This is a genomic window from Streptococcus ovis DSM 16829, assembly GCF_000380125.1.
Lineage (GTDB): Bacteria > Bacillota > Bacilli > Lactobacillales > Streptococcaceae > Streptococcus > Streptococcus ovis.
The window spans coordinates 12035-33297 of sequence record NZ_KB904564.1 but is presented as its reverse complement, the minus strand read 5'-3'; the positions used below and the strand labels follow the sequence as shown (position 1 = coordinate 33297).

The 21263-nt window shown below is 37.3% G+C and carries 15 protein-coding genes and 2 pseudogenes; 1 reads left to right on the top strand and 16 read right to left on the bottom strand.

Features of this window, described 5'->3' with window-relative positions; all coding sequences use genetic code 11:
* Positions 1 to 57: 57 nt before the first annotated feature.
* Positions 58 to 1215 (bottom strand): spr1629 family repressor/antitoxin, encoded by a 1158-nt coding sequence (locus A3I9_RS0103130; RefSeq protein ID WP_018377628.1) that lies wholly within the window; start codon positions 1213 to 1215, stop codon positions 58 to 60.
* Between the two features lie 22 nt (positions 1216 to 1237).
* The gene (locus tag A3I9_RS0103125; protein ID WP_018377627.1) at positions 1238 to 1969 is read right to left on the bottom strand and encodes a spr1630 family ClpXP-sensitive toxin; all 732 of its coding nucleotides are present in this window, start codon (positions 1967 to 1969) and stop codon (positions 1238 to 1240) included.
* A gap of 144 nt (positions 1970 to 2113) precedes the next feature.
* On the opposite strand from A3I9_RS0103125, the gene A3I9_RS0103120 reads away from it, so the two are divergent.
* Complete coding sequence (locus A3I9_RS0103120) at positions 2114 to 2506, top strand: (deoxy)nucleoside triphosphate pyrophosphohydrolase (RefSeq protein ID WP_018377626.1); 393 nt, start codon at positions 2114 to 2116, stop codon at positions 2504 to 2506.
* Between the two features lie 20 nt (positions 2507 to 2526).
* Here the strand turns inward: A3I9_RS0103120 and A3I9_RS0103115 are convergent, their stop codons facing one another.
* The 14 genes and pseudogenes from A3I9_RS0103115 to A3I9_RS0103055 all read right to left on the bottom strand — a co-directional run bounded on the left by A3I9_RS0103115 (position 2527) and on the right by A3I9_RS0103055 (position 21184).
* On the bottom strand, positions 2527 to 5397 hold the full coding sequence (locus A3I9_RS0103115) for a DUF3427 domain-containing protein (protein ID WP_018377625.1): 2871 nt from the start codon (positions 5395 to 5397) through the stop codon (positions 2527 to 2529).
* A 101-nt stretch (positions 5398 to 5498) separates the two neighbouring features.
* On the bottom strand, positions 5499 to 9971 hold the full coding sequence (locus A3I9_RS0103110; RefSeq protein ID WP_018377624.1) for a HEAT/ARM repeat-containing protein: 4473 nt from the start codon (positions 9969 to 9971) through the stop codon (positions 5499 to 5501).
* Positions 9972 to 10084: 113 nt separating this feature from the next.
* Complete coding sequence (locus tag A3I9_RS13690; protein WP_018377623.1) at positions 10085 to 12940, bottom strand: hypothetical protein; 2856 nt, start codon at positions 12938 to 12940, stop codon at positions 10085 to 10087.
* Between the two features lie 201 nt (positions 12941 to 13141).
* On the bottom strand, positions 13142 to 15790 hold the full coding sequence (locus tag A3I9_RS0103100) for a valine--tRNA ligase (RefSeq protein WP_018377622.1): 2649 nt from the start codon (positions 15788 to 15790) through the stop codon (positions 13142 to 13144).
* A gap of 12 nt (positions 15791 to 15802) precedes the next feature.
* A complete protein-coding gene (locus A3I9_RS0103095) occupies positions 15803 to 16366 on the bottom strand; it encodes a shikimate kinase (protein ID WP_018377621.1) in 564 nt (187 codons plus the stop codon).
* A complete protein-coding gene (locus A3I9_RS0103090) occupies positions 16363 to 16944 on the bottom strand; it encodes a GNAT family N-acetyltransferase (protein ID WP_018377620.1) in 582 nt (193 codons plus the stop codon). Before A3I9_RS0103090 ends, A3I9_RS0103095 begins: the two co-directional genes overlap by 4 nt.
* Positions 16919 to 17512, bottom strand: coding sequence for a flavin reductase family protein (locus A3I9_RS0103085; RefSeq protein ID WP_018377619.1), 594 nt, complete (start codon positions 17510 to 17512; stop codon positions 16919 to 16921). The genes A3I9_RS0103090 and A3I9_RS0103085 overlap by 26 nt, the downstream gene beginning before the upstream one ends.
* Positions 17509 to 18126, bottom strand: coding sequence for a DUF1349 domain-containing protein (locus A3I9_RS0103080; RefSeq protein WP_018377618.1), 618 nt, complete (start codon positions 18124 to 18126; stop codon positions 17509 to 17511). Before A3I9_RS0103080 ends, A3I9_RS0103085 begins: the two co-directional genes overlap by 4 nt.
* Positions 18113 to 18673, bottom strand: a complete 561-nt coding sequence (locus tag A3I9_RS0103075) for a GNAT family N-acetyltransferase (RefSeq protein ID WP_018377617.1) — start codon at positions 18671 to 18673, stop codon at positions 18113 to 18115. The genes A3I9_RS0103080 and A3I9_RS0103075 overlap by 14 nt, the downstream gene beginning before the upstream one ends.
* A gap of 259 nt (positions 18674 to 18932) precedes the next feature.
* On the bottom strand, positions 18933 to 19337 hold the full coding sequence (locus A3I9_RS0103070; protein ID WP_018377616.1) for a helix-hairpin-helix domain-containing protein: 405 nt from the start codon (positions 19335 to 19337) through the stop codon (positions 18933 to 18935).
* Positions 19338 to 19364: 27 nt separating this feature from the next.
* A complete protein-coding gene (locus A3I9_RS0103065; RefSeq protein ID WP_018377615.1) occupies positions 19365 to 19619 on the bottom strand; it encodes a DUF1912 family protein in 255 nt (84 codons plus the stop codon).
* Positions 19620 to 20114 (bottom strand): annotated as a pseudogene (locus A3I9_RS13855) (PAS domain-containing protein); the annotation flags it as partial.
* Positions 20115 to 20179: 65 nt separating this feature from the next.
* Positions 20180 to 20954 (bottom strand): annotated as a pseudogene (locus A3I9_RS13850) (DUF438 domain-containing protein); the annotation flags it as partial.
* Positions 20951 to 21184 (bottom strand): DUF1858 domain-containing protein, encoded by a 234-nt coding sequence (locus tag A3I9_RS0103055; RefSeq protein WP_042361601.1) that lies wholly within the window; start codon positions 21182 to 21184, stop codon positions 20951 to 20953. The pseudogene A3I9_RS13850 and the gene A3I9_RS0103055, both read right to left, overlap by 4 nt.
* Between the last annotated feature and the right edge of the window lie 79 nt (positions 21185 to 21263).

Genomic DNA, 21263 nt, shown 5'->3' with positions numbered 1-21263 from the left:
GTGGGATGTTTATTTTAGATAGACAACGTCACAACAACTTTTTGAATGCTTATTTAACTACCCCATTTTCCTCGAAAATAAAGGAATGACGTTATCAAATCTTGTGTCAGTTTCACGGTAGGGGTCAAAAAATTGGTCATCAAAGCCAAATAATTGACTGATGTATTGTGTAGAAGCTTTCTGAGATCTTGTCAAATCAGGTAAGGTCAATAAATTATGCGATAAAATCACTTCCAAAATACTTCTGATTTTGCTTGGATGTTTTATCGGAATATCCGTATCTAAGGGCTCAACAATTTTATAACCTTTTTTAGAAATCTGTCTATAAAAATAAGCATTCTGCTGTGGTGTCAGCAAACTTAATTTGTAAGCACGATATTCCAAAGCCTGAATGGAGACATGATACTTCTGCTTCAAAAGGACATACTGATCTGGATTACTCACTCGCTTACCTACCAAATCATGAAAATCTCGTAAAAACTCTTCTTCTGGCAACAAGAAATAGGAAGCAAACTGATTTGCCTCTCTTTCTTTTTCCTCTAAATCAGCTACTGAAAGCTCTTCAAAATCAATTTGTTGATGCAGTAACAAGTGACCCAACTCATGCGCCAAATCAAAGTTACGACGGACAGATGATTTTCCAACTCCGAGTATGATAAAGGGACGTCCATTCTTTGACCACGCACTATAAGCATCTGCTTGCCCATTGATCAATCGTTCTGAAATGTAGATTCCCGACTTTTCCAAATGATAGAGAAGATTACTATTGTCCGAAGCAATCGTTAGCGCCTTCCGAGCCATCATCGCTATCTCTTGAATCGCTATACCATCTTGAAACAACTGATTGGTTTCCTTGCACAAGTCATAAATAATCTGATGCGGAATCTCCACAAACTGCTCCAAATAATCAATCATCTGATTTAATTTCTCAAGGTAAATCGTCTGAATACGGATGGTCTTTTTCGTCTCCAAATCCGCATTCCGAAAAGCAATCCGACTCAAATCAAATTGAGACGGCTGCTCTGCTTTATCAAAATAATCAATCGCTACATGGAAAAGTTGACACAGAGCCATCAAATGCTTCATTTTAGGTGTTGTCTGCTGGTTCTCAAACTGCCAAATCGCCTGCTCACTCACCTGCAATTTCTCAGCCAACTCTGAGCGCGTCAACCCATGCAACAACCGCAACTCTTCCAAAATATGACCATTAAACATGGAAATTCCCTTTCTAAAGCAACTATCCTTGTTTTTGAATAGCTACACGTGGTAGAATACCAAATTCTTCGATATCGTTAATATCAGACAAGTCTGTAAATTTATGGTATTTGTCATCAGTGAAATCGATTGAACTTGAACTGATATATTCGGATAAATCTTGCAACTCCAATAATTTCCCATAACGTGCGTCTGGCATCACTACTTGAATCTTTGTCATTTGGTAACTTTTATCTACTTGATGTGTTATAATCAAAAAATTATCAAAAGTTGATTCGGTGTGAGTTAAGGCTTCAAATTGCTCATCTTGAATAAGCTCTAACTGAATCTTATCTAATTTGAGCTCACTAGAATGATTATCAATCTTAATTTGCTCCGCAATAAAGCGATTATTGATTTCAGCAAGATCAAATAAGTAACCGTCCTTTTCCTTTGCTACTTTTGGAAAATTTTGTTTCAAGCGAGCCTCGCCCTTGATAATGAGTAATACCTTACCCAAGCCTGTATTCTCACTCTCAAACTCGATATATTCCCAAGATTGACCTGCATGCTGAACGGTATCATTTGTTATAAATGGTAAGTTTGCTTTAGAAACAGCATCATCAATATAATTAGGCTTTGTCCATGCAAAACCTGCAGAGACTATCATCTCCTCCTTTGCCTTCAGCCGTACATCCAAATATGCCTTATACCCCTTCAAAATAGCATCTACAATTTGTTGTCCCTGCGATTCATCAAACACTGGATATCCCATATAGTACCTCGATTCCTTTTTCTTCTATTTTACCCATTTTTATAAAATTTCGCTACAAAAAACAATATTTTTTTAAAGTTAATAACTATTATGTTAATAAACCAGTTTTTTTGATATGATAGTGTTATAACAAAGGAGAACACCATGTCGAAAAAAATTATCAACGTCGTTGCTGCTGCTATTTTGAAGGATGGGAAATACTTCTGTGCTCAGCGTCCAGAAGGAAAATCACTGGCTGGTTTTTGGGAATTTCCGGGTGGCAAATTAGAGGACGGAGAATCTCCTCAAGAAGCACTTATCCGTGAAATCAAAGAGGAATTCAATGCTGATATTGAAGCGTTGAACTACGTCAACGAAGCCTCTTATGACTATGACTTCGGAACTGTTGTTATGAAGACTTTTGAGGCTAAACTCTTATCTGAACAGTTAACTTTATTAGAACACCAAGACTCCAAATGGTTAGAACCTAGCCTGCTCCACACTCTTGATTGGGCACCTGTTGATCGTCCTGCTGTTGACTTATTAAGCAAAAAATGAGATTCAAAAGAACCTCATTTTTATTTTGTCGTTAAATAGTGGAACAAATCAGTTTTGACAGGATTTTTGAGCGTAAAAAGCATACTCACGACACTTTCACCTGCTCTCTCCATCTCCTCTGCACTATCTTCCATATAATCCAGAGGTCCTAAATAATAGAAATCTCCATCTTCAGCATCATCTTTAATGACGAATAATTCTAAACGCAAACCATTTTCGTATGAACCAATAATTTGTTTCACGTCTGGAGATTCTAGAGTTCGCTTATTTTTAGAGAACCATCTCAACGTTGATTCATTGAGAAGCTCATCTTCATACTTGATGGTATCACTAATATCTTCACTTTTATGATAAGTAACAAAAATTGGACAAGAGTTTGTATCCTTATCAATCTTGTATCCACCAATATTGAGCGGTGGTTCATCCCGTTTGACATTTAACAATTTGAGTACTTCACGACGTGAATACTTCTGACCGAGTGTAAACACCTGTGGATAATCTTTAGATTTCAACAAACCAGTCTCAATCACATCTCTAAAGAATGCAAAATATTCTTGATTGGTTTTCAATTCTTCCAACACGCGCTTATTCAGTAAATAAACATCATTCTCTTTGCTTATTAATGGTTCTGTACCAAAACGTTTTTGCTCTTGCGCTTTCAGGAAAGATAGATTCAGCACTCCTTCCACAGAGTCAAACACGTCACTTGAAATATCCAAGTCATTGGCAATCAAGGTTTCAAAATAGGTATCAAATGAAATCTCGCCATCATTTTCAAGGAGCAACTGCAACAAGACAAGTTCATGCTTGCGTTTGCCACTCAAGCATTCAAAGGTCACAAAGGATAAAAAGTTTTTAGAAACCTCTTCAAAATGAACAACATTTTCACCAAACTTGCTGACTACATCCGCATAATCTTTGAAAGCATTATTGTCAAAGAACGTCAATGGATCAATGCCATTATAGGTCACAAAATCTTTCAAAAATGGCTGACGGCCTAATTTATTCTGCAAGTCCACATAACTGTCTCGTAAAATTTTCATGCTAGATAGACTAGTGTTCGTAATAGACTCAAAAATCTGTTTGCGGGCAACCTCTTCAAAATTGATGGTCGTCAAACCACTGATCAAATTCGCTTCACGAACTTCACGACGGTAATTATCCTTGTTCATGGACTGGTCGCCAAATAAAGCTACTGGAATCAAATAGTTATTGCGATAATTTCCAATAAAATCAATAATCGTCACATACTCTTTTGAATTATGCTTACGTAGACCACGCCCCAGTTGTTGCACAAAAATAATGCTTGATTCCGTATTCCGAAGCATAACCACTTGATTAACACTTGGAATATCAATTCCTTCATTGAAGATGTCCACTGTGAGCAAGTAATCAAGCTGACCTCGTTCCAATTTGTTAATGGCTTCTTCCCGTACAGCCTGATTATCATCGCCTGTCAGAGCTTGTGTACGAAAACCTCTCTGATTAAGAAGAATAGCGAGTTCCTTAGCTTCATTTTTACTCGAACAAAACATGAGGCCACGAACAGACTCACCACTATGTCCATAGTAACGAATTTTATCGACAATATGATTCACTCGCTCAGCAGAAACCAAATTGGAAAAATCCACATCTTCACCGATGAGCTTACCATCAACAGTAATATCCGTCACTCCAAAATAATGGAAAGGACACAACAAATCCGCATCCATGGCATCCTGTAAGCGAATCTCATAGGCGATATTGTAATCAAAGAGCTCATAAATATTTTGGCCATCAGTACGCTCCGGGGTTGCCGTCATCCCCAGCAAAAAGTCTGGAGCAAAATAATTCATCACCTTCTTATAAGATTCCGCACCAGCCTTATGCACCTCATCAATTAAAATGTAATTGAAGAAATCTGGCGCAAACCGCTGCAAATGTTCCTCACGTGACAAGGTTTGAATGGTGGCAAAAATATATTTCTTTCCTGAAAGATCGACTCCCGACTTATAGAGACAGGCTTCGTCATCAGTAAAACCAAGAACACGTTGAAAACTCTCCAAGGATTTACTCAAAATCTGTTCACGGTGGACAATAAAGAGAACCCGCTCCGGATTGACTTGCCGGACGTCGAAAGCAGACAAGTAGGTTTTGCCCGTCCCTGTCGCAGAAATCACCAGGGCTTTTTGAGCACCGTTCTCACGCACATTCTGTAAACCAGCCAGAGCTTCCTCTTGCATTTTGTTGGGCTCAACTTGTCCAACCTGGTAAGTCGGTGTCTCCTCATCCTCGATTAATGAAATCTGAATCTGTGGCTTGCGCCTTCTCTTGTAGGATTCAATGATTTCTGCAGATAAAGGAGAAGACAGTGCCCAAACACGGTCAAACTCTTGCTTAGTTCGATAGAGCAAATCACCATTGTCTGTTGAGTTAAGCTTAATGTTCCACTCATAATTTTGCTTCAAAGCAGTCGCTGTCAAATTCGACGAACCCGCAATCAAGACCTGCTTGGTCTCTTGTTCAAAGAGATAATACTTGGAATGCAATTGTAGAACTTCTGGAGAAATTCTCACCTCGACATTTGGCAAGCGCAACAAATCATACATAGCTAGAGGGTCATTAAAACCAAGATAAGGAGAAATCAAAATCTTCCCACGCACACCACGCAAGGCCAAATCCGATAATTGAGCCTTAATCATGGAAATTCCTGATTGGGTCACAAAAGCCACTGAAAAATAGAAGGCCTGACACTTAACCAATTCCTCCTGCAAATCAGTTAAGACAAACCGCTTCTCCTCAGCGTTATTAATTAAAATCTTGGGCGCATAAGTCACATCCCGAAACCGCACCCGATCAATAAACCCAAACTGCATCGACTCCAACAACTGAGCCTCAAAAGCTGTTCCCATAAAAAAATAGTCCTATCTAGTTGATAGAACTATTATCCAATATATTAAGAGGGATGTAAAGATCTATTAGTCTTATATGATGAAAGAGCGTTAACAAGACACTATTTCTGCATTAATTCTTCGACTAATAATCGTGAATTAGCAAATCCTTCCTCAAACATTTGATCAATGATATCTAGACATTGTTCTGCAATATGATCACCCTTATGTTCATCATAGAGATTTAGTAATAATCTTACAAGAAGTTCCTCCATTAATCTATCATAGTAGCGAACACTTTCTAGTTCATTATCTTTAGACAAAACACTAGGAATCGTTTCAAAAATAATTTCCTTATAGTCTGAAATAATTACTTGTTTTTCTAAAAATTTTAAGAAATAATAATATAATTTTCGTTTATATCTCGAAGTTAGTAAGAGAGTTATTAGTTCTTTATCTTCATCTATGTCTAGCAGATTATCCCTAAACAATTGTGGAAAAATCTTCTCATGATCCATGCTATCATCTGACAAATAATGAAATAAAATTTTCTTAGATTTTTCTTTACAATCTGTCCTCTTAAAATAATTAATTGCCATCTGACAAATGATTTCTGAATGATATCCACTTCCGCTATAAACCTCCATTTCCATATCACCTTTGTTTAGGTATATTTCTGTAATCAAGGAGGAAGATTGCTTTATAAGTAATTTATCTTTAGAATTAAACCCCAATTGTAATAAGCCATGAATTTTTTCTCTCTTATCATCATAAAGTCTATAAAAAATATAATAACTGTGCCAGTGCGCTAACATCTTCTCATTCTCATCAAAAACCAATTCAAACAGATCTATAGCAAATTCTCTATCTAATTCCAAAATAGTTGCAATAAGAAAAATAGCATTAAATCTTACATATTCCTTTTTATCGATGACAAGTAGACGAATTGTCTCTCTAAAATATCCAAGAGATTCTGGTAAAGAAGTTAGGAGTTTATCTAAAGCATGGATTCCGTGTCCCCTTAGGGTTGAGTATGACTGGTTTCTATAGTCTTCCATTGTTTTTATTTCATGAAACCTATCCATGTTGTCTAAATCTATTTTTTTCAAATAGCTATCTAATTTCTCTAAAATTTTTATAGACCATCCTATATTAGGATGTTTTTCTATAATTTGGAAGAAATGATAAAGATTTTCCCAGCTATTCTCATCTACACAATTTAATAGTGTAGATTCAATATCCGTTAAAATATCCAAAGAAATTTCTTCTAAATCTGCAATCCCTCCCAACAAAGCATCCTGATAATAACGATTAATTTCATTATTAGATGATAACTTTAAAAATAAAGGTATATAAATATAAGGTTCTTGAGAAACTACATTTCTAAAATTTCTAGATAATTCTGCAGGAGATGAGCTAATAAAATACTTTTGTTTGTCATCCCAAATACTCCGTCCCTTATCTTTTTTATTAAGAAGAATCCTTTCCCATGCTTTATAAGAGATTACCTTTCCATTCAATGGAGATACTACACTTCCACAATGTGACTCATAAAACGAATTATTGAAATGATTAGATCGTTCTAAAACTTTCAATAATTCAGTAGCATGGCTACTCATTCTATCTTCAGGTAAAACAGATAGTAATCTATATTGAAGTTCGCCCCAAAACGGCCAATAAACTCTATAGCCTTTCTGTTCTTTATTGGTATCAATACGAGATTTCAACCTGCGTACATAATCCGGTGATTGATAGTGTATAATGTTATATTCTAATTTCTTGTACAGTTCCAAGGAACAATTAGTTGATACTTTGCTTATCAATCGTTTAGCTAAAACCATCTTTCTTTCATAGCCTTCTGATTTCTCGAATAAAGTTTTATTAAAATCAGTCAATAGATACTCTACACATTTATCCGCATAGTTATTAGGAAGGAAGTAAAGTGCATCCAAAACAATTTCATTATAAAAACAATCCCCTGTTCCCATATAGTCTTCATAACACTTAAAGAATTTTTCAGGTTCTTTGTGCGCAAAATCTTTATTAGCTTCATGAAGCACATTAATATAAAACTGCTGCACTTCATCTCTTTCTAACAGTGCAAAATTATATTTTGGAGCATTTATCTTTGAAAATTTTACAGCAAATGGTAACAGACAATTGACAATATGAGTATAATTATGCTCTATATATTCTTTTGACACTTCATCAAACTCTTTAGATTCACTATAAAATCTATCTGTTTCATCCTCTCCTTGATACTGGTCAAGAATTAACACTAGCATTTCAATCGTATAACTGTTAATGTTTTTATAAAAATCTCCAAACCAATCTAACTGATTCACGCAATTACGCCAATAATATAAGCGTAATCGAAAAAACTCTTCTGAATCATTATGATAATCGCTATAAAAACAACCTCTCCACTCATTTTTAGTATCGGAATTCGTAATGGCTTGAGACATAAATTCAACACAATTCTTTGTATAATTTGGTGAAATACTACTCAACAAATTAATAACAAAAGTTTTATTTTCATCAATCCAATTTGGTAAAATTCCTTCTTTGACTAAAAAATTAACATAGACTGGATGCCCACTAACAACCGTCGAACATAAATGATTTCTAAATTTTGTTCCTTGAATTAAACTTCCTAGATATTTCAATACTTTATCAGAGGGTTTATGTATACTTCTAAGAAGTTCAAAAAAAACATATTTAAAATTAAATCTAATCTTATCACTATTGATCAATCCATCTCCAAATTTCAAAAAATCTTCTTCCGATTCATCCAGCAAGGATTGTAAAAAAATTTGAAATTGATACCGTCTTGTAGGATTTTGTTGTGATTTTTCACCAAGGATTTTATCTATATCATAGCCAGAATAATAATCATTAATCATTTGTTCAGCAACAAAACAGTCCAAAAAGGATTGGTGGACGAAAGAAATCTTCTGTGTACTTTCCATCAACATACCTTGACTAATCAGATACCTTAGGGCTCTCTCTTTTCCAATAATTCTTCTTTTACTAAATACAATCTCACCTGTATCAGTAAATTGTTTTACAAGTGTTGCCTTTAGACTATTCAGTTCCTCCTCACTGATATTTGCATCTTGACAATCTTCTGATAAATCCCTCCACCATTTATCCACCAAATTATAGGTACTGGTTATTTGATAATATTCTGTTTCATCACTAATTTTTTCCCAAATGTAAAGATTACTAGGAGTTCTTAGTAACTCTTTTGTCTTCCTCGGATAAGTTAGGTATTTATTTCCTAAAATGTTTTGAACTTCATCCTCTGAAAACTCATTCACTTCAATTCGATGCCAAAATTCAACATCATCATTCTGTTTTTCAAAAAGTGATTTTATTCCACTATCATTTTCTAAATCATAAGTTCTACAAATAAAAACAATTGAAATCTTCTTGCTTCGTTCCAGATTAATATTCTGTATTTCTTTTATTAACTCTAAACAAGTAGAAATAGAATTTTTAGAATTTCTAGCAGTCCATCTCAACGCATCTAATTGATCTAAAATTAAAACACTATGATCCTCTTTAGAAAAGGCATCTAAGCAATAACTTATACTTGCTGGAAATCCCAACTCTTCTCCCCATCTCTGGGACGAGTGAGCTGGAATATGGCTATCGAGTTTTAAATCTAAGTGTAAAATATTATTTTTATCACACCAATCAATAATATTCTGTGTTAATCCACTTTTACCATTTCCAGCTTTTCCATGAACAATAATCGATTTCCCATCTTGGATATAGTTTATACACGATTCAAGTTCTGTACGAATTTTTATACCAGAGCTTAATGTCTTAAAACGATAGTGATACTCAGCATTCAAAACTTTTATCCTTAGCATTACTCGAGAATCACGCGCTAAATTTCGTAATTCAATGTTTTCTTTTTGTATAAATAACTCTAATTCTTTAAATGTGATCCATCTCCCATAGTTTTCACCACCTAAAATAAAATCGATAAATTTAGATTTTATACCGACCGTATCGCCAACAAAATATTGTCCAATCTTATCTTTTATAAATTCCTCATTCTCGGGATAGGGTTCTTGTCTAATGATTGTTCTACTCAAAAAATTAATTATTTTAGAGATATCTTTTTCAATAGAAAGTCCAAAATATTTAACATAACTCTCAAACATCCTTTTAATGCTAGAAGAGGTCTTAATCTGATAATCAATAAAAGACTGAGTATTATCATTAGTTTTAGCCCTATAAATCAAATCAGAAAGATTGGTAAATGTAAGAGGACTGACTAGTGAAACTTTTATTTGCGGTTCTCTTTCTAAATGTTCTTTCCAACTCCTTAGAATACCTTTTTGATTTAAATCAGATAAATCCCAGTACTCTTTACTTCCATTTCGTCCTTTACACTGTTGCGCCTCTTTATGCCCATCTTTATATCTTATCCAGACATCTACACCTTGCTCTTCTTCTCCTATAGGTTCAATTTTTATCGCTTCTATTTTTTCAGCAATGATATCGATAAGTTTTAACACAATCCAATTAAATTCATATCGATTACCTAGTTTGTCTGCTCTTCCTCCAGATTCGTAAGGCATAGTTACCCCCTTTCTCGTAAACCATTTACCAATATTATAACAAAAACCAAGCCTAGCTACGCTACTAGACTTGATCCTACTTAATTATATCAAACAATCAGATGTTCAAATATTTATCTATAACGGTACCGTTTTCTTTTTGTTCTAATCTTATCATCTTGTCTAAATAGAATATCATGCAACTTAGAAATTATTTGTTCTTTTTGTAAAATGGAAATACTTTGGACTTCTGAAACCTTATCAGAGATTAATTCAACATATTCCTCCACTCTCATATTCAGTGAGTTCAATTGTGATTCTAATTGATATGTAAAACCATCAACAAACTCCTTATCTTGATACAAATCATGATAAAAATTATCAATAAGTTTTAAAATGTAAAATTCTAATATCCCATTTCCACCAGACAAATGATATCGACTATTATAACTCATCTCATCAAAGAATGTTCTGCTAGTGTAATTTGATTCCCTAATATAATGATAATAATTCCATTTTAAAATCCATTCTAAACGCAATAAACTTGTTATAGATACATTTTCGATAACTTTGGATAAATTAATTTTATTACTATGTAAAAGATACTCAACTGATACTTGTAACTCATTTTGTTTATACGAGGAAGATTCTTTAGTAAAAACAGTTGGTAATCGATCTGCTAATAATAAATAAGCTCTACAAAAATAGCTTAATCTTTCTTTTCTACGTTGAAGGATCCATTTCAAATCTGTAGCGGTTAGCTCTTTTTTCTCACTTTTTTGTATTTTCCTAAGAAGTAAGCTACTTACTCTCAGAGGAAATTCTCTCTCAAAGCTAAATCTACTTTTTGCATAGGAATAATCTTTACTAGACAATAACTCTTGAACATAGAGGATTTTAAGATCTGACATCTGATGCCTTGTTCCAAACTGATCAAACCAAGAAAAATTTTCAATTTTATCAAACCTTGTCTGCCAAAGCTTATCTAAAAATTCTTTAGTAATCCTATGGCTAATATTTGTACTCAAGATAATTCTCTTCGTTTGATTAAATAGATAGTCATGATACTGTCTATCATCATTCATTATCTTCCTAATCTCAGTATCATAAAACTCAAGATTATTGTTCCATTGAGTATGATCTGTGTAGAAAAGTTGATGTAGCATATAGGCTAATCGGTATTCTTCATTCATGCTTAAAATACGATTTTTTTGGCTGTGATTAAGCTTTGCACGAGAATGCCCTAATGAATCAAATAATATTTTTGAATATGTCTTAAATGCTAGTTCCGATTGATGTAAATTTTTTTTACTGTAGTCAATATTTTTCAGTGTTTGAGCTTCTTGCTTCCAAAACTGATACCATTTAAAGTTCTCGAAATGTTTCTCATAAAATTTATAATTACTGTATCTTTCATAACTTTTTATATTTCGTACAATATCCCTCTTTTCAAGATTATTATACCGATATTTTGGTAGATTCAGCACCCTAGTTTTTCCATTTTTAGCAAAGGTTATTTTATTAAAATTATTTCTACTCATCAGGTATTCAATTGAATCTATTAAATCACCATAAACTTTTTGAACATCTAGATCAGGATGTTTTAAAATCATTTTCCATAAAAATTTTTCTACTGTTTTTTCAGAGTATTTCCAATGATATTGATTTTTAATACCAACCCCTCGATATATTGTACTTTTCTTTATATAATAGTCATTCCACAGTTCTTTCTTATTTGATTTTTCAAGCAATAAATTAAATATTTTGATTTCATAACTTAATAAAATATACCATGACTCAAATGATATTACTATATCTAACTTATCTGGCTGCTTTGTTGCAAATCTAAATTCATCATTAGCTTGTACAAATAATTTCCATTTTGTTTCTACAAAAGATCTATAAAATCGATGAAAATCTACAAGATTATCTATTACCAATCTATCATTATCATCTATTTTATCGTGCACATCCTTTTGTATTCCAGAAAATACTAATTCTATATATTCTTGTTTCTCTACTTCCGATAAGTTATTTGTGTCATATCTCAGCCATTTATATAAAAAATTAGGTTCTAATTCATCATGAAGTAATCGTTGCTTCATGTTATAATGACCCCAAAGGAATTTCATTTTAAAAGATAATCGTTTGGTAAATTTATACTTCCTCTCTTTCTTGCTAAACTTTGCACTACGCAATTCTTTTTTAAATTCTATCCAAAATTTTTGAATGTATCCTTTTTTGATTCTTTCACGTATAATACTTCGCAAATTATAATCTGAACCAGAATGTATTGTTGACATAATACTAATCAAAAACAGACTCATTTTCAGAAGAAATATAAAAGCAATTAACAATAAAAATATTGAACTCTGCCATAGATAAACTAAATATAAATTTACTTCATCAATTGGCAAAGATAACTTTATAACAATTGGAATAATTATCATAACAAATAATGAAAATATAAAACCATTGCTTTGGCTAAAACGATACCAGAAAAAATCTTTCAATAAATAGCTTGTTTTATTTTTACCCAGATATTTCCCTTGTTCATTACTCTCCGTAACATATTGTAAAAAACCTATGTAAATACCGTACATTCCCAGTATTCCAACAATGAAAGAAAAAATATCTAGGAAAGATAATGAGACAAGATTGATAAACTTAATGTTAAACGATTTTTGAATTAAAACAGATGAAAAATAATAGCAAATTATAATTATTTTAATTATATGGTGTAAATTATTCTGCCAATATAACTCATAAATATCATACACCTTATTCGACAATCCATTGCATTTCAAAAGAAGTTTTTCAAAATTTGTTCTGGGAAGACTCCCAATTCCTCCATCAAAAATATTATTTACATTCTTTATCACAATTGATTTCCTTTTTTGAAAATAGTTTTTTAGGGAATGGGGAATAAAATATAGGAGAAAAGAAAACGTTGTCGAAACAGCTAATAGTAAAATCATTTTCAATAACATAGATAAAAATCCCTTCTCTTTCAGAACTACATACTTTTGAAAACAATTATACCACAAAACCCAGCCTTTTAGGCTGGGCATTTGTCTTTACTAGGAATGTTCTAGTGTGGGTAAAATCATCTTGAGGCTAAGAAACGAAACAGCAGACAGTACTTGAGTACGGCAAGGTGAGTTGACGAAGCTTCAAGTGATTTTTGACCACTAGACAAGCCTCTCCATCTCTTTAATACGCTCCACTGTCGCATCATACTTAGCTTGGTAGTCGGTTTGTTTGGCTTTTTCTTTTTCGACGACTTCTGGTTTGGCGTTGGCGACGAAGCGTTCGTTGCTGAGTTTTTTGCCGACCATGTCGAGTTCTTTTTGCCATTTAGCGAGTTCTTTGTTGAGACGTTCGAGTTCTTCTTCCACGTTGAGTAGGTCTGCGAGTGGGAGGAAGATTTCAGCACCTGTGATAACGGCTGACATGGCAAGTTCTGGGTTCGCAATACTTGATGAGATTTCAAGCGTTTCTGGGTTTGTGAAGCGTTTGATGTAGTTAACATTGCTGTTGAAGAAGGCTTCCAAGTCGCTGTCGCTTGTTTTCACAAGGATTGTGATTGGTTTGCTTGGGGCAACATTCACTTCCGCACGTGCATTTCGCACGGTACGAATCAAATCTTTCAAGCTTTCCACGCCCTTGTGCGCAGCTTCATTGTCAAAAGCCGCATCAATCCTTGGGTAGTCCGCTGTCACGATAGAACCTTCAGCGTATTGGCCAAAGATTTCTTCCGTCACGAACGGCATGATTGGGTGAAGAAGGCGGAGAATCTTATCCAGCGTGTAGAGGAGGACAGAGCGGGTGATGACCTTCTCGTCTTCGTTGTCGCTGTAGAGGACTTCCTTGGTCAGCTCCACGTACCAGTTGGCAAACTCTTCCCAGATGAAGTTGTAGAGGATATGACCAGCTACACCAAACTCAAACTTGTCAAAGTTTTCTGTCACCTTACCGATGGTCTCATTGAGGTTGTGGAGGATCCATTTATCCGTCACGTTTCCAACTTCACCGCTCGCCACTTTCGCCACATTTGCGGTCGCATCTGCCAGCGTCAAGCCCTCATTATTCATAAGGATATAGCGCGAAATGTTCCAGATTTTGTTAATGAAGTTCCATGAGGCATCCATTTTTTCGTATGAGAAACGGACATCCTGTCCTGGGGCAGAGCCGTTAGACAAGAACCAACGTAAGCTATCTGTACCATATTTCTCAATAACATCCATTGGGTCAATACCATTTCCAAGTGATTTAGACATCTTGCGCCCTTCTTCGTCACGGATAAGTCCGTGGATAAGAGCATTCTTAAACGGGCTCTTACCAGTAAACTCAATTCCTTGGAAAATCATACGAGATACCCAGAAAGGAATAATATCATAACCTGTTACCAATGTGGAGTTTGGATAATAACGCTGGAAGTCTTCTGACTCCGAATCAGGCCAGCCCATAGTTGAGAATGGCCAAAGGGCAGAGCTGAACCATGTGTCAAGGACGTCTTCGTCCTGTTTCCAACCGTCACCTTCTGGAGCTTCCTCACCGACGTACATCTCACCTGCTTCATTGTACCAGGCAGGGATTTGGTGACCCCACCAAAGCTGACGAGAGATTACCCAGTCATGGACATTTTCCATCCATTGAAGGAATGTATCGTTGAACCGTGGTGGATAAAATTCTACTTTGTCCTCTGTGTCTTGGTTGGCAATGGCATTCTTCGCCAATTGATCCATCTTCACGAACCACTGTGTTGATAAGCGAGGTTCAACCACCACACCTGTACGTTCTGAGTGACCAACTGAGTGGACACGTTTTTCGATTTCAACGAGAGCTCCGATTTCTTCCAACTTAGCTACAACGGCTTTACGAGCTTCAAAGCGATCCATACCGGCAAATTCACCAGCTAATTCGTTCATGGTACCGTCTGCGTTCATCACGTTAACTTGTGGAAGATCATGACGTTGGCCGACCTCAAAGTCGTTAGGGTCATGGGCAGGTGTGATTTTCACCACCCCTGTTCCGAATTCTGGATCGGCATGCTCGTCGGCAACGATTGGGATGAGCTTATTCACGATTGGAAGAACCACGTTTTTACCAATCAAATCCTTGTAACGAGGATCTTCTGGATTTACGGCAACTGCAACGTCTCCAAACATGGTTTCTGGTCGCGTTGTTGCTACTTGAAGGGCGCGCGAGCCATCTTCCAACAGATAATTCATGTGGTAGAAGGCACCCTCAACATCCTTGTGGATAACCTCGATGTCTGAAAGGGCTGTACGGGCTGCTGGGTCCCAGTTGATGATGAACTCACCGCGGTAGATCCAGCCTTTTTTATAGAGGTCCACAAAGACCTTGCGCACGGCTTTTGACAGGCCTTCATCAAGGGTGAAACGCTCGCGTGAGTAGTCCACAGAAAGCCCCATCTTGCCCCACTGCTCCTTGATAGTGGTCGCATACTCGTCCTTCCATTCCCAAACTTTGTCTAGGAATTTTTCACGACCGAGATCGTAGCGCGTGATGCCCTGCTCACGAAGGCGCTCTTCAACCTTAGCCTGTGTTGCAATTCCTGCGTGGTCCATACCTGGCAACCACAAGGTATCGAAGCCCTGCATACGTTTTTGACGGATAATGATATCTTGAAGGGTCGTGTCCCAAGCGTGGCCAAGGTGCAACTTACCAGTAACATTTGGCGGTGGAATCACGATAGAATAAGGCTTGGCCTTTTTGTCGCCTGACGGCTTGAAAACATCTTGGTCTAACCAAGTTTGATAACGCCCAGCCTCAACCTCGGCTGGATTGTATTTTGGTGATAGTTCTTTTGACATATGATGTCCTTCCTAATTTTCTTGTATTTCTTTTATGTTTTGTAAAATAAGCTGCGCTGTTTCCTGAGGAGAAAGCTCGGTATTATTAACTTTAACATACCGTCTCAGGCTTTCTGGTGATTTTTCTGGATTAAAGTTAGCAAAAGTCGCTGTCTCTAAAATATCTTTTTCAGACCACTCTATATGGCGCTTTATAGGTTTATGATAGAGACGATTTTCTGTTTTATTACGTCTTAAACGTTCTTGCAAATCCGTTTCTAATTCAACAAATAAAACCTCCCTATCCCATTGCTGAAAAATAGATTGGATTTCTTCTAAAAAGGCAATATCATCAGGATCATTGAAATCAATAACAACTGTAAAAATCATCTGTTGATTTGTTTTGGCAAAGGTTTTGAAAAATTCCACTCGAATCGTATTGATTAGTTCTCTAGCCTCAGTTGACATCGGTATAAATTTTGTGACAAAATCAATGGATTCATGATTATGAAAAAGGACTAAATCAGATTGTTTTTCAAGTTCTTGCCCAATTGTCATTTTTCCAGACGCTTGAGCTCCAATTAAAACGATATTCATAACCGAGCCTCCCACTCACTCTTCAGCAATCCATACCGTAAATCTGCACAGCGATTGCCTTGGGCGTCTTTGCGGTCACGGATGGTGGCCTCGAGGGTGAAACCGAGTTTTTCTGCAACGCGGCGACTGCCAATGTTATAGTCGTAACAGCCGATTTCAATCTTATGGAGATTGAGAAGTGTAAAACCAATTTCCAGTAGGGCCTGAGCAGCCTCGGTTACAATTCCTTGATTCCAGTAATCAGGGTGGAGGAGATAGCCTATCTCCAGCACATCATCGGCATGACGATGATTAAAATCAATAGAGCCAATAACCTTATCTTCACCCTTTAGAGTAATGCCATAGCCGGAAGGGATATTGTGTTCCTGAGAACGCTTTGGCAAGATATTTTCAATATAATAAATCTCATCTTCCAAGGTTGCGACGGGCGGAAATCCCGCAGGATAGGAAACCTCAGCCAACTTGGCGTACTCAAATACATCTGCTGCATCTGCCACTGTCCGTTGGCGTAAGTAAAGACGGTCAGTTTCAACATCTGGCAAGATATTATTCTCAATTTTTCCTAAGATTCTTATCATGATATTTTCTCCCCTTCTTACTATACTGCCCTAATTTTTCAGACTTTTCCTCATCCAAATAGCGGTAAATCCGTGCTTTACCATCTCCCATATATTCTATAGGATAGAAGGCTTCTGACTTGAAATGCCCCTTCTCGTCTAACAGACTAGCATCGACCCAACGGTTGACAATGCGGGCGGTGAAATTGACATAATTGTCAAATTCTTGAACGGCTTCCACAACACACTCTAAGGACACAGGACAATCATCCAACAACGGAGCATCAATTGTCTCTGCCATACTATAATTCACATTAAGTAAACTAAGTTTGTCTCTGCGTGTTAGAAAACCTGCGCGTTCCATCAAGAAAGCTTGTTCCTCAGTTGGTATATTCAATGTGAAAGATTGATAACGTTGGATTTGCTCGACCGCATTACTTCCCTTAAACATCCCCATTACCAGCATCTCACCTAAACTGTAGGAAGAGCTAGACGTTGTGATGTTATAACCAAACTTTTCATCCTTGTAGCCTAAAATATAAATTGGAAAACCATAATAAAATTTTGTAGTATCAAATTTTTGCTTCAATTCATCTCCTCATCAGGCGCTTGCCCATCATGGGCTTGCCATTGACACTCTTGCAATTCAAAATTAGTAAAAGTTGCCTTGAAAGAGGAATCCTCTGGGCTACAAGCGTAAAGCCCAAAGGAAATCTCATCGGTTGCTTTTGCCAAGTGGGCAATTCGCATTTGCTTGAAGGTCACACCGTCTGTTGAATTTTCAATTCGGAAATCTTGACCGCGACGACTGAGGCGGTACCACATGCTGTTGGTTTCGGCTGGAATTTCTACCGTCGCCCAATCTGAATAGCCCTGATTGGTCACGACACTACCTAGATGCTGAAAGGCTTCATTTTCATATTCAATGGAGCCCTTAATCCAGTTGTCGCTATCCAGATAGACCACCACACCACATTGGTCGAAGCGATGGTGACTATCAAAGGTCGTCTTGACCACAAAAGAGAAATACTGCTCCTCTGTTGTCATCTGCAGGACAGGCGCATTGTCATTGCGAAAATGATAATAAGTTCGCTGCCAAAGGTCGGTATGAGGCAGGGTTTCAATCGTAATTTCCTGTTCAGAAATCTGATAAGATTTGGGCTCACGTGTCCAAACGAGTTTGTTTGTGTTAAATGCTTCCATGTTGTTCCTCCCATTCTTCTCGCAATAATCCAAAGATCAATTTATCTCGATAGTATCCATCAATCTTTTTCCGCTTGCGTAATCTAGCTTCCAGTTGAAAACCTAATTTCTCCGCCACACGCTGACTTTGAGAATTGTGATCATAGACCGCAATTTCAATTTTGTGAAGTTCTAACTCTGTAAAACCGAAGTCCACTAATGAACCAGCCGCCTCTGGCATCAGGCCTTGTCCCCACAAATCTGGATGCAAGACATAGCCAATCTCCAGAATATCTGGTTTGATTTCTTTGGCAAAACTAACTGTCCCCATCAGCCTGTCCTGACCCTTCAGACAAATCGCATAAATCCGTTGTAGAACTGCCTCATCCGTTTTATTCAAATCCATCTGGATAAACTGTTGGCACTCTTCAGCAGATTGATTCACTGGGAAACCAGCTAGACGCGCCACTTCTGGACGATGTCCGTAGTCATACATGGTTTCCGCATCCATTAAGCGAACGGGTCTCAAATACAAGCGTTCTGTTATCCGTTCTTTGAATTCTTTCATTGAGACCTCCTCCACTATGATAAAAAAACGCCCCTGTCAATACTGACAGGGACGAAATTCGTTTACGATTTCCGCGGTACCACCCAATTTCGGGTAAGATACCCGCAACTTTGTTTATTCTATTTTCACTTTCAGCAACCAGTTTTGATAGTTGTGCGGATTTCTCAGCAACACCGCTTTCTGTGACAACTCGTCTTCAAAACACCTCTGAATGTACTTATTTTAACAGATTTCTAACCGCAAGGCAACTGGATTGAGGTTATTTTTTAAACGTCACACCCAATTCTTTTAGTTGCTTGATAGTTGCAGGACCGATTCCCTTGAGTTCTAAGAGTTCTTTTTCCGTCCATTTTGCAAAATCTTTTGCTGTGCGAATGCCTGCTGAGTAGAATGTCTCGATGCGCGCCTCTGCCAATCCCGTTAACTCTTCTGTTAAGTCTTCCAGACTTGCCTCAGCTTTTTGGGTTGCCTTTTGGACGGCTTCTTTGCCCTCTTCTACCTTTTCTTTTACTGCCTCAACCATTTCGTGAGCTCTTTCAGCTGTTTGATGCGCAACAGTTTGTGCTGTTTCTGCTACAGTTTCACCAAATGCTTTACCAGCTTTTTTCATTGCTGCAAATTGTTTTCTCAATTGTTTTTTACGATTTACTTTTTTATTTGCCATTTTTTTCTCCTTTTTGTGGTTTTTATTTTAATAATGTTTTTGTCCAAACAAACCGTCTGGTAAATCATGAAATCCCTTGCCTGCCTTATAATTTTCAAATTTTCCTTGGATAAATTGATAGGCATCCAATTTACTTTCATAACGAATATAGGCGTCAGCCGCTCGCTCATCCTTGTCTTCTTCAAGAACACGGCGGCTTTCGTCCATCGCCATCTGGTTAATCATCACCTGCGTTTCAATCCAAGCTGCAAACTCTTTTAAAAATTCTTGTTCGTAAGTCACCTAGTCTATCTCCCTGTAAGTATCTGTGTCGATTGCCCGATATGGAGCGATATCCTGCACATATTCTAACACACCTTGGAAGTTTCCTGCAAGGTCTCGCACCGCCGCATAGGTCACATGGACAAATTGACCACGAGATTCTGAGTTGAACCACATCTCAAACTTGTCCTTTTCCCCTGAACGCAGAGCTGCAAAAATCCGTTTTACCTTTGGTAGCAACTTAGGCGGGTGACAGAGTTCCACATTTCGTCCCACCTGCGAAGGCGTTCGCTTAAACATCATTTCCTCAGTCGGCACGCTATCGTTGTAGTATTGGAATATATCGTCTTTATTCACAAAGGTAATTTCCATCGGCAAATGATTCAAAATGAGATTGGCTTCTTCCACAGACAAATAGCCATTGCCAAATGGTTGAGGCGTCGTCCGATTGACGGCCTGCTCTACCTTGGGTGTAAAGGTAATCGTGAACTGTCCTTCCTGCGTATCAATCACATGTGTTTCTGCCAAACTAGTGGTTTCAATAGAAGTGTCCTCTGTCTCACAACCTACATCTTTTCTTGTGAAATCTTGGCGATATGGCTTCCAAACCTCTGACGGACGGATAATAGCGTAGCCAAAATGTTCACTTTCTGAAGCAATCAGCAGCCAGTCATCCTGAGAGAAGGTCTCCAGTAAAATCATCAGTAAGATGGATTCTTCCTTGAAAATCATGGCTTCAAACTCTGTCACAAAGCTTTCAAAGTCTGTCTTAGCCTGTTCGACATTTTCAGTCAAGGCTGAAATAGAAGCTTCTGCTACTTGGAACAAGTCTCGAATCTGGTCATCCACACCCCACATGACCTTAGGCGGAACATCATGACCATATCGTTCCATGATAGGGAAAAAGAGCTCTTCCTTTCTGCGATAATGACGGCTAAACTGCCCCAGCAAGCCCATCTGCCGTTTTAAGCCCTTGGCTAATTCAAGCCGAGTGGCATTGTCGTCTGCTGTTTCGTAATTCTCCAACAGCCTACGGACTCGGATAATGGCTGCTCGTAGAGCAAGATTTTCATCTTTAAAGATACGGACTGGGTGCCCCGGATGATCCATGTCGTCGGCATCCACACCCTGAATAGCATTCTTGAACAGATTAGCATGCACATCACAGAGTTCCATGACATCTTCGAAGGTAATCCCTGTATCCGAACTCATCAATTCGTGTTCCATGAGAGAAATTTCCAAAGCAGAAACCCCTGAAAAAGTCTCATCAAACCGAGCCTGAACGGATTCTGGACTGGCTCCATTGTGCAAATCCAGCAAAATATCTCTCAAAACAAGAATGCGTTCATCGCTCATTCTTCTCCTCCTAGCACTTTGTAACCATTGTATTCCAAGGTCTGTTGAATCACACCTAGATCCAACCCATTCAATTTTGCGCCTTGCTTGATGGACACTCTCCGTCCGACTGTATGACGCATGATAGGATTTGCTAGGGGGTTAAAACCCAGTTCTACTAGAATATCGAGCAGCTCTGGATGATTCTCCACCACCTGCGCAACGGGTAGAGTTAAATCAATGTCATTCATCGTGTTCCCCTTGTCCTTTATTCTCATCATTATATCATATTTTACAAGGTTTTTCAGATAAAAAAAGGCTAGGAAGTCT